Genomic DNA, 17,075 nt, shown 5'->3' with positions numbered 1-17,075 from the left:
CCAATCTGGTAGGCCAATCTGGCCAGGCCGTCAGCCAACCACGAGCAAGGTCCTAGCTGTTGTTCGTTCGGTTCTTGCCGAGGAGTTCGCGGCGGGTGCGGGTCCGGTAAGAGTCCCCGGTGAGGGTCAAGACTTCGGCGTGGTGGACCAGGCGGTCGATCATGGCTGCGGCCACGACGTCATCGGAGAAGGTCTCGCCCCAGCGCCCGAACGGCAAGTTTGAGGTCACCAGGGACTGCCCCGACTTCAGTTGACTCGCGAGGTGTGAATTTCAGGCCGCGGTTGCGACAGGTGTGTGGAGCAGTTCGAACTCTATCGGGGTGAGCCTGCCGAGTGCGCGTTGCCGGCGCCGCCGGTGGTAGGTCCGCTCGATCCAGGTCACGATCGCCAGGCGTAGTTCAGCACGAGTGGACCAGCGTCGCCGATCGAGAACGTGGCGCTGCAGAAGGGCGAAGAACGACTCCATCGCGGCGTTGTCGCCGCACGCACCGACACGGCCCATCGATCCGTGTAATCCATTGTGCGACAGTGCGTGGACAAATTTTCGCGACCTGAATTGACTTCCCCTGTCGGAGTGAACGATCGTCGCGATGGGTGAACGCAGCGCCACGGCATGATCCAGGGCGGCCACCGCCAGTGCGGACTTCATTCGTGAGTCGATCGAGTAGCCCACGATCCGGTTGGAGAACACGTCCTTGATCGCGCATAGGTAGAGCTTGCCTTCATCGGTGGGGTGCTCGGTGATGTCGGTCAGCCAGACCTGGTTGGCGGCCTGGGCGCTGAACAGACGCTCGACGAGGTCGTCATGGACCGGTGGGCCGGATCGACGGCTCAGTCCTCGTTTCTTGGCGAAGACTGACCAGATGCGCTCCTGCGAGCACAGCCGCGCGACGCGGTTCTCGCCGGCGGTGATCCCACGCCCGGGTAGTTCGTCGGCGATGAACCGGTATCCGAAAGCGGGATCATCGGCGTGAATGTCGCGGGCGGCGTTGATCAGGTGTGCATCGTCCCAATCTCGCTGTGACACGGGTGCTTTACGCCATGTGTAGAACGCCTGGGTGGAGAATCCCAGGACCCGGCAGGTCACCGTGACGGGTATCCCGTCATCGGCAAGGTCGAGGACCAGCGGGTACATCATTTTGGGTTGGCGTCCCGGGACAGGTAGCCGACCGCGCGGCGCATCACCTCAGCCTCCTGCTCGAGGAGCTTGATCCGCTTGTGCGCTTCGCGCAGCTGCGCCGATACGTCGTCGGACGCCGCTGTCGGCCCGGGTCGGTCGACGCCGTCTTGGCGGTCAGCGATCTTGAGCCAGCGATGCAGGCAGGCCTCCGAGATCCCGAAGTCCTTCGCGATCTGGCGCAGCGGCGCCTCACCCTTGCGGGCCACGGCGATGACGTCAGCACGGAACTCGGCAGGAAACGGTTTCGGCACGAGATTGATCCTTCCAGCAAGGACGAATCCTTACAGGTCAGGAGTCAACCAAACCGGGGGCAGTCCCTTTCGCCGCAACTGGATGCGCAGTTGGTCAACCGGCGCTCTCAGATCGTTGTGGATGTCCGAATCGAGGTTGGTCCAGCACCAAATCAGGATGGTCGCGGATTCGGCCCGGTTCAGCCAGCCCAGTGACTAGTGACGCCAAAAATGCCGGGCCAGACCAGGGCCCACGCAACTCACTCCGCACAGTTTGTTGTACGCCCGCCTCGTTTTCGGATCCGCCGTTTGGATGGCAAAGGTGTCCGCGAAATCCGTAGCAATGTCAGGGAAGGCGCAGGTGGGGGAGGTGGCGTCCGCCATCTGGAATGGCGACCTACAGCGAGACAGCGCGGCCGCCGTCGCTATCATGACCAGCGCACCACACGCGGCGACTGTTGTTAACCAACAACCACCAGCAGACCACCTACGGCCGCCGCCACGGCCGCGCCGCCGCCGCAGCCTCTGTCGGCTGTCACTCTCGATGGCGAAATGCCATTCTGTTTGGCGAATTCTGCCCCTCGCCGCGACTCTGCGTGGGTGGTCGCTACGTATGGGTGCCTCGGTAATTCTGTCGACGCCATGTGCGTTGTTCACCGTGAGGGGCATCGGCACTGGCATCAGAACCGCACGCGTAGGTTGCCGCGGGTTAATCTGTTCACGCCCCAGAAGTAGGTAACCAGTGGCATGGTGCACCAGAGCACGTTGATGAGGACGAACTTTACCCACATCTCCATCGGGGACGACATGCTCGCGAGGTTGTTTGCAATCTCAACACCGAAGTAGACAGCTGGCAGCGTTACCTCGACGATCATGCCCGCCATGATGAGTGACAATTGAATGCTGGTGAATTTCTTGCCGTTTCGGAAGAATTGGAAAAGCGCATAGGCCTCGAAGAATCCGACGAATAGGGCGATCCACTCCATGCAGACGATGAGCGGGTCGCCGTTGAGGTAGCGGGCGTCACCCCCGAGCAGGATGGGTGACCACATGTAGGTCCATAGAGATCCGCTCTCGACGCCTTGCCTGATCTGGTCGAAGAACAACAGCCAAGGCAGTTCCCAGATGAAGCGCGGGATGAGCGCGATGAACACCCACACGATCACCGTGGCGCCCAGTCGTTCGGCGCGGGTTCGAGTGCGCTGATCGGCGAACGGGATCCAAGGCAGGATCAGTGCGGCTGCGAAGCAGCCGATGACTACGAGCACCATTGCGGTGGATGCGACGGCATGCGAGACGCCGACGTGGGATTCGAGGTACCAGAACACCGGATGTATCGCGAAGAAGAAGGCGAGGACTCCGAAGAGCGCTTTCTGTAGTGCGGAGAAACCGGGCCGTGATGGCGCCTGTCCTGGGCGGTCTTGTCTGAGTCTCTCTGCCATCAGCAGGAACCTCCTCTTTGAGGTGGACGTCGTTTGGCGAGCGTGCCGTCTCGGGACCACCCGGAACGTCCCGCGCTGTGAAGTTATATCATGCGTTATGTTATAACAGGTAGTAGATTTCGGGTGCAGTGGGAAACCTTTGGGGGTCGCCGCTACGGATTGAGATGCCGATGTGCAGCCGACCGGCGGGGCATCGTTTGATGAGAGGGGGACAGTGACCGTTCGGGTGCGCCGACGTGCGAAAGTTCTTGCTGCTGCGGCCATTTTGGTGTTCGGCATGATGGGCGCGGCGTGTGTCAGCTACCTGGGATATCAGGGGGCATTCACGCCCACTGCCGCTGTGACCTTGACATCGCAACGGGCCGGTCTGGTGATGGATCGCGACGCCAAGGTGAAGTTCCTCGGAGTGCAGGTCGGCAGGGTGTCCGAGATTTCCTATAGCGGCGCGTCGGCGCAGCTGACCCTTGCTATCCGCACCGGCGAGCTGGCCAAGATCCCGGCCAATGTCACCGCGCGGATCGCGAGCAGCACCATCTTTGGCGCGAAGTCGGTGGAGCTGCTGGCACCCGCCCAACCGGCCGCGAATCGACTCGCACCGAATGCCCACTTGCAGGCCTCCGAAGTCAGTGTCGAGGTCAACACGCTGTTCCAGTCGCTCGTCGACACCCTGGACAAGATTGACCCGGTTCAACTGAACGCCACGATGACAGCACTGGCAGATGGGTTGCGCGGTAACGGAAAGGACCTGGGCGACGCTCTAGCCACGCTCGGCAGCTACCTGGGCACGATCAATCCACATCTTCCAACACTGCAAACCGACCTGCAGAAACTCAGCGCTACGGCCGACATCTACAACGCCGCGGCCGATGATTTGGTCTCCACTCTCGGCAACATTCCGACCATCAGCCACACCATCGCCGATGAAAGTGATGACCTGAGTGCCACCATGCTCGCGACCACAGGCCTCGCGACCACCGGCGCGGACACCGTTGGACCGGCCGAAGGCGATTTGATCGCAGCGATCCAACGACTGCGTGCCCCGCTGGGCGTAGCCCGCGACTACTCACCCGAATATGGTTGTCTTATCACATCGTTGGCGAGCGCCTATAAGAAGTTCGGCCCCTACATCGGTGGAATACAGCCTGCTTTGTTCGTCAATGCCGGCTTCATTGCGGGTTCACCGGCCTACACCTACCCGGAGAGTCTGCCGCTGGTCAATGCTTCCGGTGGCCCCAATTGCCGCGGATTACCTGACCTGCCCACCAAGCAAGGCGCCGGATCCTGGTATCGGCCACCATTTTTGGTCACTGACAACGCCTACGTCCCCTATCAGCCCAATACCGAGCTGCAGTTCGATGCACCCTCCACGTTGCAGTTCCTGTTCAACGGCGCCTACGCCGAACAGGACCATTACTGATGGCCCCACGCGCAACGGCGGTAAAGGTCGGAGTGTTCACCGTCGTGATGCTGCTGGTGCTGGCTGCGCTGGTGATCACGTTCGGCCAGTTCCGGTTCGGATCCACCAACACCTTCCACGCCGAGTTCACATCTGTGTCACGGCTGAAGGCCGGGCAGGACGTACGCATCGCCGGTATCGCGGTGGGGACGGTGAAAAAGATTGCTATTGAGGGCGACCACGCCAACGTCACCTTCACCGTCGACAAGCGACAACAGCTCTACACCTCCACCCGGGCGGCGATCCGCTACCAGAATCTGACCGGTGACCGATACCTGGAAATCCTCGCAGGCCCAGGGGATCTGCAGAAGTTGTCGCCCGGAGCCACCATCGCGCGCGGCAACACCGCACCTGCGCTCGACCTCGACGCCCTACTCGGTGGTTTGCGACCGGTGCTCAAGGGCCTCGACGGAGCCAAACTCAACGAGGTCAGCAACGCGGTGATTGAACTGCTTCAAGGCAAAGGCGCTGCGTTATCCACCGTGCTGACCGACACCGCTGACTTCACCCAGACCATCGCCAGTCGCAATCAACTCATCGACCAGACCATCGACAACCTAACCACCGTGCTCGCGGCAGCCGACCAGAAGAGCGCCGACCTGAACACCAGCGTCGACCAACTCCAGCAGCTGATTACCACGCTGAGCCACGGACGCGACCCGATCGCCAACGCATTGCCGCCGCTGGCGGCCGCTCAAGACGACCTCGCCGAGGTGCTCACCACGACTCGGCGTCCGTTACAGGCCGCCATCGAGGCCGCCGGCCCGCTAGCAACAGCGCTCGATGACCGCAAACACGATGTCAACGCCACCGTGGAGCCCCTCGCCGAGGACTATCTGCGCCTGAGCGCCTTGGGTGCCTATGGCTCGTTCTTCAACATCTACTTCTGCTCGGTCAAGATCAAGATCAACGGTCCGGCCGGCAGCGACATTCTGTTGCCCGCAGTGAAACCGCCAGCGTCCAACAACGGGAGGTGCGACTTTGCCAAGTAGAACTGACGGTCGAGATCCCTTGCGCACCGGAATTTTTGGCATCGCTGTCATCACCTGTCTGGTGCTGGTGTCGTTCGGCTACACCAAGCTGCCGTTCTGGCCCCGAGGCCAGCACTACACCGCCTACTTCGCCCACGCCGGCGGCATCGCCTCGGGCAATTCGGTGCAGATCTACGGCTACACCGTCGGCCAAGTCGACTCCGTCGAACTCGACATCCCCAACCAGGCCGCAAAAGTCGGGTTCACCATCGACCGCAAGATCCGCGTGGGTGATCAATCCCTGGTCGCCATCAAGACCGACACGGTGCTCGGCCAACGCTCCATCGAGGTCACCCCCCGCGGCGCCGGATCGGTCACCTCCATCCCGCTGGCCCGCACCACCACCCCCTACACCCTTAACAACGCCCTGCAGGATCTAGGGCACAACGTCGGTGAACTCGACCAACCCCGGTTCGTCGAAGCCCTAGAAACGTTGACCGATGCCATGCGCGACGCCACCCCACAGGTGCGCGCAGCCCTCGACGGCATCACCGCCCTCTCACGAAGCGTCAACAACCGGGACGAAAAGGTGCAACAACTGCTCCGCCACGCCAAATCACTGTCCGAGGTCGTGGCCGCCCGCTCGGGACAGATCAACCAGCTGATCACCGACGGCAACATCCTGTTCGCCGAACTGGCTGATCGCCGCCACGCCATCGACCAACTCATCTCAGGCATCAAAGACCTCGCCAACCAACTAGCCGGATTCGTCAATGACAACAAAAAGCAGCTCGGACCGACCTTGAGCAAGCTGAACCTGGTCCTGGACAACCTCAACGAACGCCGCGAACACATCTCGGCAGCCCTGACGCGGCTGCCGGCCTACTCCACCGCACTGGGCGAGGTCGTCGGATCCGGACCCGGTTTCCAAGCCAACGTCTTCGGTGTGCCACCACCCACACTGGGCGGGGTCCTGCTCGACTCCTACTTTCAGCCCGGCAAACTCCCCGACAGTCTGGCCGACTTCCTGCGCGGCTTCATCACCGACCGCGCCACCGTCAGGCCGAAATCACCATGATCCACCTCAATGCAACGCTACGCCGCCGCTACCCGCGCATCGTCCTGATCGTCGCCCTGCTCGGAGTGCTAGTCGGAGGATTAGTGATCGGATGGCCGAGCCCCTCGCCACTCACAGTCACCGGCTACTTTGCCTCGGCCGTCGGCCTCTACCCGGGTGACAACGTCGAAATCCTCGGCGTCCCAGTAGGATCAGTCACCCGCATCGAACCAGGACCCGACCACACCAAGATCACCTTCACCGTTCGCCGAGATGCGCCAGTGCCCGCCGACGCGTCGGCGATCATTGTGGCGCCGAACTTGCTCTCGGCGCGCACCATCGAGCTCGGACCGGTCTACACCGACGGCCCAAAACTCACCGACCACACCACCATCCCCGCCGAACACACCGCCGTCCCGGTCGAATGGGACGACGTCAAAGACCAACTCACCCAACTGGCCGCCCAACTGGGCCCACAAGACGGCACCCTGCAAGGACCTCTTAGCCAAGCGATCAACCAGGCCGCCGACACATTCAACGGCAACGGTCCATCATTCCGCGCCGCCATCCGCGAACTGTCCCAAACCGCCGGGCGCCTCGGCGACTCCCGCTTCGACATCGTCGGCACAGTCAAGAACCTGCGCATCTTGGTCGACGCCCTGTCCGGCAGCAACGAGCAGATCGTCCAATTCACCGGCCACGTCGCCGCCCTGTCGCAGGTGTTCGCCGACAGCTCCACCGACCTCGCCAACTCACTGGACGCCCTCAATTCCGCACTCGCACAAGTCAAGACTTTCCTGCACGACAACACCACCACTATCAGCGCCCAAGTCACCAAACTGAACGACTTCACCTCACTACTGACCGAACACAGCGAAGACATCGAACAGGTACTACACGTGGCACCCAACGGCTTGGCGAACTTCTACAACATCTACAACCCCGCCCAGGGCTCGATCGGCGCAATCCTGTCCCTGCCCAATTTCGCCAACCCCGTGCAATTCCTCTGCGCCGGGGTCTTTGACACGGCAGCCACCCCCGACTACTACAAGCGCACCGAGATCTGCCGCCAACGCATGGCGCCGGTCATCAGAAGGATGATGATGAACTTCCCGCCCGTGTTGTTTCATCCGATCAACACCATCACCGCCTACAAGGGCCAGATGGTCTACGACACGCCGGCCACCGAGGCCAAGGCCCAAACCCCGATATCACAACTGCAATGGCAGCCCCTGCCCGGAACGACCCCGCCGACAACTGATCTCGCAGGCCTGCTGCTGCCTCCAGCCTCGCCGCCCGAACCGCCGGCCGCCCCACCACCTACCGGCGACGGCGCTGCGACTGCCCCCGGGTCCAGCGAGCCGCCACCGCCGCCCAACGTGCCACCCACCGGTCCTGTCCCGGCGTCGGGTCCGGGCCAATGAACACCGGCACCCCACTGTGCCGGCCGCTGCGCCGACTCGCCGCGCTCGGGTCGACCCTCGCCGTGGTCAGCGGGTGCCAGTTCGGCGGGCTCAACTCACTGGACATGCCAGGCACCATGGGCCATGGGCCCGGATCATTCACCGTCACCGTCGAACTGCCCGATGTGTCCACGCTGCCGCAAAACTCCCCGGTCCTTGTCGATGACGTCACCGTCGGCAGCGTCTCGGGCCAGCAAGTCAAGCAACGCCCCGACGGCACGTTCTACGCCGCCCTGCAACTATCGCTGAACTCGGACGTACACCTTCCGGCCAACGCGACCGTGACCCTCGGACAGACCTCGCTACTGGGCTCCCAACACGTCCAACTCGCCGCCCCATCGACCGAACCACCCGACGGGAAGCTCAGCGACGGCGCATCAATCCCCCTGGAACGGGCCGGCCGCTATCCAAGCACCGAAGAGGTGCTCTCCACGCTGGGTGTAGTCGTCAACAAGGGCAACCTTGGTGCCCTCCAAGACATCACCGATGAGATCTACGCTGCCGTGGCGGGACACACCGGGCAATTCGCCAACCTGCTTCCCCAACTGGCCGACCTCACCAACGCCGTGGACCGGCAAAGCAGCGACATCGTTACTGCCATGGAGTCCATCAACCAAGTCGCGTCAAAGTTCGCTCGCAACGACACCACCGTCACTACAGCTCTGGCGGCGCTACCCGCGGCGACCCGGACCCTCAACGCCAACGCCGGCCGAATCGTCGACACCTTCGCCGCGCTGCACCGGTTCAGCGAGATCGCCGCACAGATCCTGGCCCAAACCAAGACCGCCATTGCCGCCGATGTCACGGCCGCCTACGCCGTACTCAAACCGCTGTCTGATCACGCCCAAGAACTCATCGACGGCCTACCCATCATTGCGACCTACCCATTCCCGCAATCCGGCATCAAACACGCCGTTCGGGGGGACTACCTCAACGCGATCGCCACCTTGGATCTGACTCAGCGGCGCTTCGGCGAGAACGTGTTCACCACCTCGCCCCTGGACCCGAACATGAACCATCTCAGCGAAATCGTCACCGCCCCCGACTTCCTGATCGGCGAACAAGCCAACCTGTCCGGGCAGGCGGCCGACCCCTTCGCCATCCCTCCAGCACCGGCCCCCACGCCGACCAGGCCGCGCTGATGCTCACCCGCCTCATCCGATGGCAACTGACCGTCTTCGCCGTCGTCACCGTCGTAGCGATGGGTGCCGTGGCCATCTTCTACCTGCGCATCCCGGAGGCGTTGGGCATCGGGCGCTACACCGTCACCGCCAACTTCGCCGCCAGCGGCGGACTCTATCCCAACGCCAACGTCACCTACCGTGGTTCGACGGTCGGTCGGGTCACCGCGGTGACACTCACCGACAATCTCAGTGTCGACGTGCACATGCGTCTGGACTCCGGCATCGCCATCCCCGCCGACGTCACGGCCACCGCCAAAAGCGTCTCGGCGATCGGCGAACAATACGTCGACCTCGTACCCGCACTCCACGGCAACCACAGTCCTGTACTGGGCAACGGGTCAGTGATCGACCGGTCCCACACCGCGCTCAGCGGTGACATCGCCGGCCTGCTACGAGAAGCACAAGGACTCGTCAACTCCCTGGACCAAAGCAAGCTCAAAGACGTGCTGCGCGAGACCGCCACCGCGTTCGACGGCTCTGGTCCGGAAGTGGCGCGGCTGATCAACTCGACCAAGGCCCTGCTCGACCAACTCAACACCCACGGCGAGGACACCACCGCGCTCATCGATCGACTCGGCCCCTTCCTGGACACCCAGATCCGCAGCGGTGACAGCATCACCTCACTGGCCGACGGACTTTCCCGCTTCACCACCGAACTGCGCAACGCCGACCCTCAACTACGGACCCTGCTGCGCACTGCACCCGCTGCCGCTGATGCGGCGACCCAGGCCTTCAACGGAATCCGACCCTCGTTCCCGATGTTGGCGGCCAACCTCGCCAACTTCGGCCGTATCGGCGTGATCTATCACAAATCGATTGAACAAACCCTGGTCGTTCTACCGGCGGTGACCGCTGTTCTCATCAGCGTCGCCCAACAATTGCCCGCCGACGAGGGCGTGAAAGTCGACTTCAAGCTCGGACTCGGCGACCCGCCCCCGTGCAACGTCGGCTTCATCCGACCCCCACAGATCCGATCCCCAGGCGATCAGACCCTGCGCGACCTGCCGACCGACATGTACTGCAAAGTCCCGCAGAATTCATCATCAGTCGTGCGCGGCGCCCGCAACTATCCCTGCCAAGAAGTCCCCGGAAAACGGGCGCCCACCGTCGCGCTATGCCGCGACCCCGCAGGCTACAGACCGATTGGCAACCAAGCCTGGCGCGGACCCGCCGTACCCGAAGCCACACCCCTCACTGACCCTCGAAACATCCTCCCGTACAACAAGTATCCCTACATTCCGCCCGGTGCTGACTACGACCCCGGCCCCCCAGCCACACAACTGCCGCCCGGCGTGCCGCCCGGGCCGGGACCCGCCGAATACGCTCCCTACCCGCTGCCGGTGCCCCCGGTCACCCCCGGACCGCCGCCACCACCGCTGCCCTACAACGCCCCACCGGATCAGCAGGTACCGCCCTACGGGCAGAAGCCTCCCGAGCCTCAAGCAACCGCACCGGTTATGCCGGACAGGACGGCCCCCACCCAAGCATTCGCACCCGCCGGACACACGAACAGCCAATCTGCTGGGCCCCAGATCGCCAGCTACGACTCGACCAACGGACTATTCCAAGACCCCAACGGCAACATCGGTGTGTTCGCCTCGGCCGACACCACACTTCGACCAGCAGAAACCTGGATCGACCTCATGCTCGACCCACGACAACACTGAGACGCCCCGAATGCATGCATTCGTATCTGTTCGCAGTACCCGCATAGGATCGTTACGTGCGGTTTCTGGACATCACACCTACTGCGGTTCGGCCACGACCACAGCGCAGCAACCTGCCCCACCCGGAAAGCGCACCCCCGCGCACCGGACCTGTTACGTCCAAGGGGTGGGCACACGGGGATCACGCAGATGACCACTGATCCCACGAGCCGCACAACACCACGACAGTCGCGCCACCGCAGCCAAGAACGTGCCGACCGCACCCGAGAACTGGTCATCGAGGAGACCATTCGCTGCATCCGCGAAGAAGGATTCGCCGCAGCCAGCACCCGACACATCATCGAACGCGCCGGCGTCAGCACCGGGGTCGTCCAGTATCACTTCGGAGACCGAGACGGCCTACTCACCGCGGTCATCGAACATGCCATCGCCACACTCGTCACTTCCATCAACGATCTCGCCGACAAAGTCGAAGGAATCACCGAGACCGACAAACGGATGGCAGCACTCGCCGACGCCGCGTGGGAAACCTTCCTCAACCCGGCCAGCATGACCGCCATGGAGATACTTATCGCCACCCGATCGTTGCGATCCACACTGGCGATCGAACAACTCGCCAATCTCCAACCAGGCCTCGAACGGATCGCGCAACTCATCGGCGCACGCTCACCCCATGCCGCCGCCATCGCCGACCTGCTCTGGGCCGCACCCGTCGGACTGATGGTCGGGCAAATGGTGACCGACGTCCCACTACCGACCCAACCGCAACGCCATGCCATGGCACAACTCATGACCGACCACCTCTACCGCAACCTCCCCTAGACGGTATGGAGGCTGACTCGAGGCCGAAGGCCTCGGGCTGCAATCGGACGTGGGTTGCCGGTGTCGAGTGAACACTCGCACTGGTAGAGCCACAGTTGCAGATCAGGAGGCCTCCGGTGAGTTTCAACGGTACGAGTGTCGGGTTGGACGTGCACGCGCTTTCGGTGGTTGCGCATGCCGTCGATGAGGAAACAGGTCGAGTCGAACGGGCACGGTTGTGTCCCGATCATGGCCAGATTCTCGATTGGTTGCATCGGCTGCGTGACCCGGTGCGGGTGGCATATGGGGCCCGGGCCCACGGGGTTCGGACTCGCGCGGGCGTTGGCCGCCGCCGAGATCGACTGTGTGGTCGCGGCACCGTCGAAATTGATCCGCCCAACTGGGGATCGGGTCAAGACCGACGCCCGTGACGCTGCACATCTGACCCGACTGCTGCGGCTGGGCGAAATCACTGCGGTCACGGTTCCCGAAGCAGAAGTCGAGGCGGTACGCGATCTGGTGCGAGCCCGCGAAGACGCCCGCGCCGATCTGATGCGAGTTCGGCATCGGTTGTCCAAACTGCTGCTGCGCCAAGGCCGCACGTACTCGGGTGGCCAAGCCTGGACCGGAGTCCACGAAACCTGGCTGCGTCGGCAACGGTTCGACGATTCCCACACCCGCGCAGCCTTCGATCACCACTTCGACGCGGTGCTCACCACCACGGCGGCCCGCGATCGTCTCGATGAGCAGATCATCGCCATCGCGGCGTCACCACGCTGGGCTGATCCGGTCGACCGGCTCGGGTGTCTACGTGGCATCTCGGCGCTCACCGGATCAGCGCTGACTGTGGAGATCGGTGATTGGACGCGCTTCACTGGCGCCTCGATCAGTGCTTATGTCGGCCTGGTCCCTACCGAGTACTCCTCGGGCGCCTCTCGGGTGCAAGGTTCGATCACCAAGGCCGGAAACGCTCACGTACGGCGACTATTGATCGAGTCTGCCTGGCATCATCGGACGGCCTACCGCAATCCCGGACCCGTGATGCGGGTCGCCCCCGCCCTCAAGGACCGTGGCCATGCCGGAAACCGACGTCTGCACCAGCAGTGGTGCCGGTTCAACGAACGCAAGAAACCCCACGTGGGGGCCAACGTGGCGATCGCCCGTGAACTGGCCGGCTGGTGCTGGTCACTGGCCACACTGGCTTGAGCGCAGCCAACCAAGCTTGATCGAGGCCAGCCGGCCGACGGCGAGGTAGGCGAACTGGATCTGCGTTACAGCTATGAGCAACAACAACATTCACCGGATGTTGTTGCGACGCCCGTCCCTAGAGAGCAGCCACCGTTCGCGCCGAACCATCGTCTTGCGGTACCCAACCCGCGTATATCAGTCTGACACCAACCGTCGTTGACCAACGACCGCCGCGACACCGACTGACCCCGATCAAACGAGAGCCGCCCCGGCGCCAAACCGGGGCGGCTCTCACCTGCCTATTGACAAACAGTGCCTACATATCAGCTGTAGCTGCCGAGCATTTCCCTGTACTCGGACCCAGGTGCGGCGCCTCACGTTGGCGGCCCGACCCCATCGACCTCCGCGCTGTGAGCCTCGACCAAGCCAGCTACATCGCGACCACCGGCTCCGCCGAGTAGCTGAAGGTCATACGTCGGGACTGTCAGACGAAAGCCCGTGGGACATGAAATAACGGTCGAGGGTCTGCATCATCGTCTCGTTCTCGGATCCGCCAACGGGATGGCAAAACCTGTCCGCCAAATCCGTGGCAATGACCGGAATGGTGCAGGTGGGTGAGGCGTCGTCCGCCATCGAGAATGGCACCCGACAGCTCGGTTGTCGTTGTCAGTTCTCTGCTGGCAATTCCATCTTGGGTTCTGTGGGCGAATGCAACAGCGTCTAGCTGAGGAGTTGTTGATGCTGGTGGAGCGAGACCCAGCCAACCTTCGCGAAACCATGCGCATCGCGGAAAGCCGGGTTTGCACCCCGGTCGATCACACTGGCAGCCGGCCGGAAAGCTAGACGAAGCTAGCTAGATCTCCGGGTGGACTTACGCGTAGCCGACCCATCCCCGGAAGTTGAACGCCAGGAAGAAGTCTGCGACGTTGGTGAAGCCGGCCTCCTCGAGGATGGTGCGGTCTTCCTCTGGTGGCACGACGGGGACGCCGGATTCGATTGCAACACGAGCCTTCTGCGCATCCGCGGGAGCGATGCCCGTTGCGACGAGGTATGCCACATGCCGGTCTATCCAGGTCTGTCGTTCAGCCTCATCGCGGTGCGCAATGCTGAGATGCATCACGACGAACGGGGCCCCGGGCGTCAGCCGGCGTCGTACCTCGGTCGCTGTACGCAGTCGTTCGTCGGGTGCAAGGAAGTGCAGTGTCAGCAGACTGGTTGCGGCGTCGAAGAGGCCAAGCGGTGCGTCGTCGATGTATCCGTTGTGCATCGTCACCCGCGACGCGTCTGATCCGAGGGTCTGTACCGCGAGATCCAGCATCGCAGCCGACGGATCGACCGCATCGAAGGTCCACCCTGGGTGAGTCTCCGCGAGCGCCTTCGTCTCCAGTCCTCCGCCGGCCCCCAGCACCAGCAGCCTCGCGTCAGACGGAGCGCGTTCCTCGATGAGGACGCCGACCAGGCGGTGAATGTCGGCCAGGGCGGGCACCATCTGCCCGGCGCGCTTGGCGTACATGGCGACGTGGGCGGGATCGTCAAATGGGTTCGGTGGTGTGGTCACGCCACGATGGTGGCCGCCTGCGGTCTGGGGTGGCAAGTGAACTTGCCATCTGGGCAATATGTACGTCGGCACGCCGAACTTACTGCGCCGCGGCACCACACCTCGATGCGTTAACGCAACGTCGACATGCACGTCTTGGTCCGATCATGCAACGACAACCTCGCCCGAACGTCTGGACCAAACCACCGTTCAAATCCTGGGCGGCATCGGAATCTACTGCGCCAGAATCAACGACTCACGACTGACCAGGAACCGCCCCATCACCGCATCAGGGGCACGCGGCGGGTTCCGGCGAGTCGCTCGCACCGGTCCCGGTGCTGTGCCGGTCGATGTCTGAGCCGATCTGCCGGTTCGCGCGGCGGACCGCCCAGTACACCACCACGGACACTGCGCCGAGCAGTGGGTAGCCCATGGCGATCCGGGCAAGCGCCAGCCAGCCGGTGAATCCACCGTCGTAAAGCCATTGCTGCACAACGAATCGCGCCGAGAACAAGGCCACGAATGCCAGCGTGGCGATGTCGAACGCGTGCAATGCGACGGTGTCGGCGCGCCATGACCGATCGGGCCCGGCGCTGCGCAGCAGGTTCCATATCACTCCGACCAAGGGGCGCCGCACCACGAGGGATACGGCGAACACGGCCGCCATCGCCAGACTGAGCCAGATTCCCGGCAGGAAGTAGTCTTCGGCGGACCCGGTGTAGTAGGCGATCAGCGCGGCGACGACGACCCCGAGCAGTCCGGATACCGCCGGCTGAAGAGGCTGCTTGCGCAACAGCCGGAACGCGATCAGACCGACGCCGACGCCGACCGATATCACGACCGCTGCGCTCAGGCCCCCTATCGCGTTCGCGATGACGTAGGCAAACGTGGGCAGGCTGGCGTACACCAGCCCGGACACCCCGCCCACCCGCTCGAGCAACGTTGGTGAATGTCCTTGCCCCGGTCCGTTGGTCACGATTTCCTTCCCTCACCGATGTGCTCGGCGAGGAAGCGATCGACGGTCTTGTACATGTCAATCACGTTGTCCGGGTTGACGAATCCGTGCCCCTCGTCGTGTTTGATCATGTACTCCACCTTGACTCCGCGGGCGCGCAACGCCTCGACCAGGTTGTCGGATTCGGCCTGGACCACGCGAACATCGTTGGCGCCCTGGATAACCAGCAGCGGTGTGCGGATCTGGTCGACCTTCGTGATCGGTGAACGCGACAGCATGTCGGCCAACTGGTCCGGGTCGTCGGGGTTGCCGACGAACAGGTGCCAGTTGTTGGCCAGATGCGGACGCGCGATCTCGGGTAGCGTCCGCATGAAGTTGCTCAGATCGGAGATGCCGACGTAATCGACTGCGGCGGAGAACACATCGGGTGTGAAGGTGACGCCCACCAGCGTCGCGTATCCACCGTAAGAGCCGCCGAAGATGGCGATCCGCTTCGGATCCGCATACCCCTGCTCGACGGCCCAGTCCACACTGTCGATCAGATCGTCGTGCATCTTGCCGGCGAACTCACCGACGGCGGCCTTGGTGAAGGCCTTGCCGAAGCCCGCCGATCCGCGGAAGTTGACCTGCAGCACCGCATATCCGCGGTTGGCCAGCAGCTGCACCGGCGGGGTGAACATCCAGCCGTCCCGCGTCCAGGGCCCGCCGTGCACCAGTAGCACCATCGGCAGATCCTTCGGCGGCACCCCGACCGGCAGGGTCAGATACCCGTGCAGATCAAGCCCGTCGCGCGAGCGGATGGTGACCGGCTCCATCGCCGCCAGGGCCTCGGGATCCAGCTGCGGATGAGACCCGAACAGCAGCCGGCTGTCCCCGGTGTCGTGGTCGTAGAGGTACGTCATCCCGGCTTCGCGGTCATGGGTGAAGCTGACCACCCAGCGTCGGCCGGTCAGGTCGGAGCTCAGGGCGTTCACGTCGCCATCGGACAGTTTCTCCAGGTTCGCCAGCACGGCCGCGAAGTGCGGATCCAGCGGCTGAATCACCTGGCGCTCCAACATATACCGCACCCCGAGCAGATCGCCGGTGCGCCGGTCCAGAATCAGTGGCTCGGCCAGCGTGGTGAACACGCTGGCCCGGGTGTCCACGTCGTAGACCGGATGGCTGTCGACGTGGGTCTGCTCGCCGGTGATGACGTCGACGCGCACGATACGGGTCCGGTCGGTGCCGTCGTTGGAGCCTATCCAGATGCCGGTACCGTCCGGGGTGACGGTGATCGGGTACAGCCCCATCGTGTAGTCACGGCCGTCGAAGGTGACGATGGAGCGCAGCGTCTCGGTCCGCGGCTCCCACTGCAATAGCTCCACGTCACCGTCGGCGGTCAGTGCGGTGGAAAACAAGTCGCCGTTGCTGCTGGCCAGCCAGCCTGCTCCCGTGCCGGGGTTCTCCGCCACCATGGTGAGTTCACTGGTGGCGATGTTCAGCTCGTAGGCGTCCATCAGGGTCGGTGTGCGCTTGTTGGAGTACACCATCGCCTTGGCCGGATCGCCGAGCAGTTCGTGGCCGGCCATCGCTCCCGGGAACGGGGTCAGATCGACCGCACCGGCCTCGGGGTCCCGCGGGTCGGCCCGGAAGACATGCCAGTTCTCGTCGCCGCCGGTGTCCTGCAGGTAGAGCAGCCAGCGGGAGTCCCTGGTCCACTCGTAATGAATGATGCTGCGGGTGCAGTCGGCGGTAATGCGCTGCGGCTCGCCGTCGAGGTTGTCCACGTCCTGGATCCAGATGTTGAGGCGGTCCCGCCATGGCGCGAGGTAGGCGATACGGGTGCCGTCGGGTGAGATCGATGCCTGCGCGCGGGCGGGCGGCGCGAACAGATCGTCGACGGAGAGCAACTCAGGTGTTGGCATCCCTCCATCGCACACTCGGACGTAACGGCACAGTCAAGTC

Annotated in this window: 12 protein-coding genes and 2 pseudogenes; 8 read left to right on the top strand and 6 right to left on the bottom strand. The window is 63.5% G+C overall.

What is annotated here, in order from left to right:
* Positions 1 to 52: 52 nt before the first annotated feature.
* The 3 genes and pseudogenes from AC4ELS_RS17415 to AC4ELS_RS17405 form a co-directional block, all read right to left on the bottom strand.
* A pseudogene (locus AC4ELS_RS17415) lies at positions 53 to 262 on the bottom strand (ATP-binding protein); the annotation flags it as partial.
* A gap of 9 nt (positions 263 to 271) precedes the next feature.
* A protein-coding gene (locus AC4ELS_RS17410) for an IS3 family transposase (RefSeq protein WP_448444918.1) occupies positions 272 to 1,431 on the bottom strand; the annotation gives its coding sequence in 2 pieces (ribosomal slippage) (positions 272 to 1,140 and positions 1,140 to 1,431; 1,161 coding nt in all).
* 659 nt (positions 1,432 to 2,090) lie between these two features.
* Positions 2,091 to 2,852: a hypothetical protein gene (locus AC4ELS_RS17405; protein ID WP_448444920.1), complete on the bottom strand. Its 762-nt coding sequence runs from the start codon at positions 2,850 to 2,852 to the stop codon at positions 2,091 to 2,093.
* Between the two features lie 172 nt (positions 2,853 to 3,024).
* Here AC4ELS_RS17405 and AC4ELS_RS17400 point away from each other — a divergent pair, with 172 nt between their 5' ends.
* The 8 genes and pseudogenes from AC4ELS_RS17400 to AC4ELS_RS17365 all read left to right on the top strand — a co-directional run bounded on the left by AC4ELS_RS17400 (position 3,025) and on the right by AC4ELS_RS17365 (position 12,657).
* Positions 3,025 to 4,269, top strand: coding sequence for an MCE family protein (locus tag AC4ELS_RS17400; protein ID WP_448444922.1), 1,245 nt, complete (start codon positions 3,025 to 3,027; stop codon positions 4,267 to 4,269).
* On the top strand, positions 4,269 to 5,300 hold the full coding sequence (locus tag AC4ELS_RS17395) for an MCE family protein (protein ID WP_499048384.1): 1,032 nt from the start codon (positions 4,269 to 4,271) through the stop codon (positions 5,298 to 5,300). Before AC4ELS_RS17400 ends, AC4ELS_RS17395 begins: the two co-directional genes overlap by 1 nt.
* Before the next feature lie 19 nt (positions 5,301 to 5,319).
* A complete protein-coding gene (locus tag AC4ELS_RS17390; protein WP_409545167.1) occupies positions 5,320 to 6,357 on the top strand; it encodes an MCE family protein in 1,038 nt (345 codons plus the stop codon).
* Positions 6,354 to 7,760: an MCE family protein gene (locus AC4ELS_RS17385; protein WP_499048381.1), complete on the top strand. Its 1,407-nt coding sequence runs from the start codon at positions 6,354 to 6,356 to the stop codon at positions 7,758 to 7,760. The genes AC4ELS_RS17390 and AC4ELS_RS17385 overlap by 4 nt, the downstream gene beginning before the upstream one ends.
* Complete coding sequence (locus AC4ELS_RS17380; protein ID WP_448444927.1) at positions 7,757 to 8,941, top strand: MCE family protein; 1,185 nt, start codon at positions 7,757 to 7,759, stop codon at positions 8,939 to 8,941. The genes AC4ELS_RS17385 and AC4ELS_RS17380 overlap by 4 nt, the downstream gene beginning before the upstream one ends.
* The gene (locus AC4ELS_RS17375; protein ID WP_499048378.1) at positions 8,941 to 10,650 is read left to right on the top strand and encodes an MCE family protein; all 1,710 of its coding nucleotides are present in this window, start codon (positions 8,941 to 8,943) and stop codon (positions 10,648 to 10,650) included. Before AC4ELS_RS17380 ends, AC4ELS_RS17375 begins: the two co-directional genes overlap by 1 nt.
* Positions 10,651 to 10,839: 189 nt before the next feature.
* The gene (locus AC4ELS_RS17370; RefSeq protein WP_448444931.1) at positions 10,840 to 11,472 is read left to right on the top strand and encodes a TetR/AcrR family transcriptional regulator; all 633 of its coding nucleotides are present in this window, start codon (positions 10,840 to 10,842) and stop codon (positions 11,470 to 11,472) included.
* Between the two features lie 116 nt (positions 11,473 to 11,588).
* Positions 11,589 to 12,657: pseudogene (locus AC4ELS_RS17365) on the top strand (IS110 family RNA-guided transposase).
* A gap of 853 nt (positions 12,658 to 13,510) precedes the next feature.
* Here AC4ELS_RS17365 and AC4ELS_RS17360 read toward each other — a convergent pair.
* From AC4ELS_RS17360 to AC4ELS_RS17350, 3 genes are all read right to left on the bottom strand, one after another.
* On the bottom strand, positions 13,511 to 14,197 hold the full coding sequence (locus tag AC4ELS_RS17360; protein ID WP_499048375.1) for a class I SAM-dependent methyltransferase: 687 nt from the start codon (positions 14,195 to 14,197) through the stop codon (positions 13,511 to 13,513).
* A gap of 268 nt (positions 14,198 to 14,465) precedes the next feature.
* On the bottom strand, positions 14,466 to 15,152 hold the full coding sequence (locus AC4ELS_RS17355) for a DUF3159 domain-containing protein (protein ID WP_499048371.1): 687 nt from the start codon (positions 15,150 to 15,152) through the stop codon (positions 14,466 to 14,468).
* On the bottom strand, positions 15,149 to 17,035 hold the full coding sequence (locus tag AC4ELS_RS17350; RefSeq protein ID WP_499048368.1) for a S9 family peptidase: 1,887 nt from the start codon (positions 17,033 to 17,035) through the stop codon (positions 15,149 to 15,151). Before AC4ELS_RS17350 ends, AC4ELS_RS17355 begins: the two co-directional genes overlap by 4 nt.
* Positions 17,036 to 17,075: the final 40 nt, after the last annotated feature.

The sequence above is a fragment of the Mycobacterium shunyiense genome (assembly GCF_058270035.1).
This window is presented reverse-complemented; position numbering and strand designations above follow the sequence as displayed.